Annotated in this window: 2 protein-coding genes; one reads left to right on the top strand and one right to left on the bottom strand. The window is 68.3% G+C overall.

Annotated elements, in window-relative coordinates; translation table 11 throughout:
* Positions 1-109: 109 nt before the first annotated feature.
* Positions 110-445, bottom strand: a complete 336-nt coding sequence (locus ACWFQ8_RS33490) for a YdhR family protein (protein WP_249764215.1) — start codon at positions 443-445, stop codon at positions 110-112.
* A 181-nt stretch (positions 446-626) separates the two neighbouring features.
* Between ACWFQ8_RS33490 and ACWFQ8_RS33485 the strand changes: the two genes are divergently transcribed.
* The gene (locus ACWFQ8_RS33485; RefSeq protein WP_453790035.1) at positions 627-1,865 is read left to right on the top strand and encodes an IS701 family transposase; all 1,239 of its coding nucleotides are present in this window, start codon (positions 627-629) and stop codon (positions 1,863-1,865) included.
* Positions 1,866-1,889 lie beyond the last annotated feature (24 nt).

Here is a 1,889-nt window from a genome sequence, read left to right as displayed (position 1 = left end):
TAGTACTCCAGCTGTAGATCGTGATCTTTGCGTTGTTGGGCTGCTTGGCGCTGGTAGTGGCCGGCACGGGCTGGCTCGGTCTGGTGCGGTCGCGCCAGTCGTCGGCGGGTCACGCCGTCGTGTCCGCCGGATGGCCGGACTCGGCGAAGGGCCCCCGGTCGGGGCGCAGCGAATAGAGCACCTCGTACACCTCGCGGCGGACCTCTACCGCTTCGTACGCGGCAGGGATTGTGCGGGCGAGCTCGGTCTCCCGGAACGCGTCGAGCGCCTCGCGGCTCTCGAAGAAGTAGATGCCGCACACGTCGCCGGTTGCGCTGTCGCGGCCGTAGACCTTCTGCAGGAGACCGGGTACGTCATGGAAGCGGGGCCGCCGCTCCAGCAGGCGCCGCTCGAACTCCTGCGCATCGAGTCCGGATGTGATCCGGACGAAGAGGATGGCGGGCATGGAGTCATCTCCGTCCTTGAGATGCCCCCTGAGTCGAGTCTAGCAAGCAGGCACATGGACAGTGATCTCGCTGGTCAGGGCCTGTGCGGACACAGGTGCGGCCACCGTTGATCATCGTGAGACGGTGGCCGCAGGTCACAGCATAGATCCCACCCGTTGGCGGGGTGCGTTCGAGGCCCTGATGGGCAGGATCGCGGGCCGCTTCGCACGGGTTGAACCCCGGCGCCGGGCCGGGTGGCTGGTGCTCGGTCTGCTGGCGGACCTGCCGCGCAAGAACTGCTGGACGATCGCGGAGTGGGCCGGGGATCCCACTCCGCACGGTTTGCAGCACTTGCTGTCCCGGGCGTCCTGGGATGCGGACACGGTCCGTGATGACGTCCGTGACTACGTGGTCGAGCATCTGCGTGATGACGCGGCGGTGCTGGTCGTCGACGAGACCGGCGACGTGAAGAAGGGCACGCACACCGTCGGGGTCCAGCGGCAGTACACCGGCACCGCGGGCCGGATCGAGAACTCCCAGGTCGCCGTCTACCTCGTCTACGCCGGCAGCCGCGGGCACGCCGCGGTGGACCGAGAGCTGTACGTTCCGTGCGCGTGGACCACCGATCCCGACCGCTGCCAGGCCGCGGGCATCCCAGAGGAACGGGCCTTCGCGACCAAGCCGGAACTGGCCGCCGTGATGATCGAACGGTTCCTGGACACCGGGCACCACGCCGCCTGGGCGGCCGGGGACGAGGTCTACGGCGGCAACCCGAAACTGCGGGCCGCACTGGAAACACGCGGCATGGGCTACGTCCTCGCCGTCGCCTGCTCAGCCGGAATCACCACCCAGGCAGGCAAGTTCAGGGCCGACGCCCTGGCCGGCAAGCTGCCCAGGCGGGCCTGGCAGAAGCTGTCCGCCGGGGCCGGCGCGAAGGGGCACCGGTTTTACGACTGGGCCGTCATCGACACCGTCGACCCCGGCCCCGGGCACCGTCAGTTGCTGATCCGCCGCAACCGTGCCACCGGCGAACTCGCCTACTACCGCTGCTATTCGCCCGGGGCCGTGCCGCTGACCACCCTGGTCAGGGTCGCCGGATCAAGGTGGCGGGTGGAGGAGACCTTCCAGGCCGGAAAGGGTCTGGCCGGACTTGATGAGCATCAGGTCCGACGATTCGTGTCCTGGACCCGCTGGGTCACTCTGGCGATGCTCGCCCATGCCTTCCTCGCCGTCGTCCGGGCCGACGAACACGACCGGGCCGCCGACCCCGCCGACCTGACCCCGCTGTCCTGCAACGAAGTACAGCGACTGTTCATCGCCATCGTCCTCCAGTCCGTCCACAACACCGCCCACCGTCTCGCCTGGTCCAACTGGCGACGTCGCCATCAGGCCCGATCCCAGACCAGCCACTACCGGCGACAAGCCGCAACGCAGACATGAAGATCACGATCTACAGCTGGAGTA

Source organism: Streptomyces sp. NPDC055254 (genome assembly GCF_053606025.1).
Note: the sequence above shows the minus strand (reverse complement) of the source record. Positions and strands in the feature narration are given on the sequence as shown.

Excerpts from the sequence above, each read along its gene's own strand:
- ACWFQ8_RS33490 (WP_249764215.1), bottom strand. The coding sequence starts at position 445 with ATGCCCGCCATCCTCTTCGTCCGGATCACATCCGGACTCGATGCGCAG.
- ACWFQ8_RS33485 (WP_453790035.1), top strand. The coding sequence starts at position 627 with ATGGGCAGGATCGCGGGCCGCTTCGCACGGGTTGAACCCCGGCGCCGG.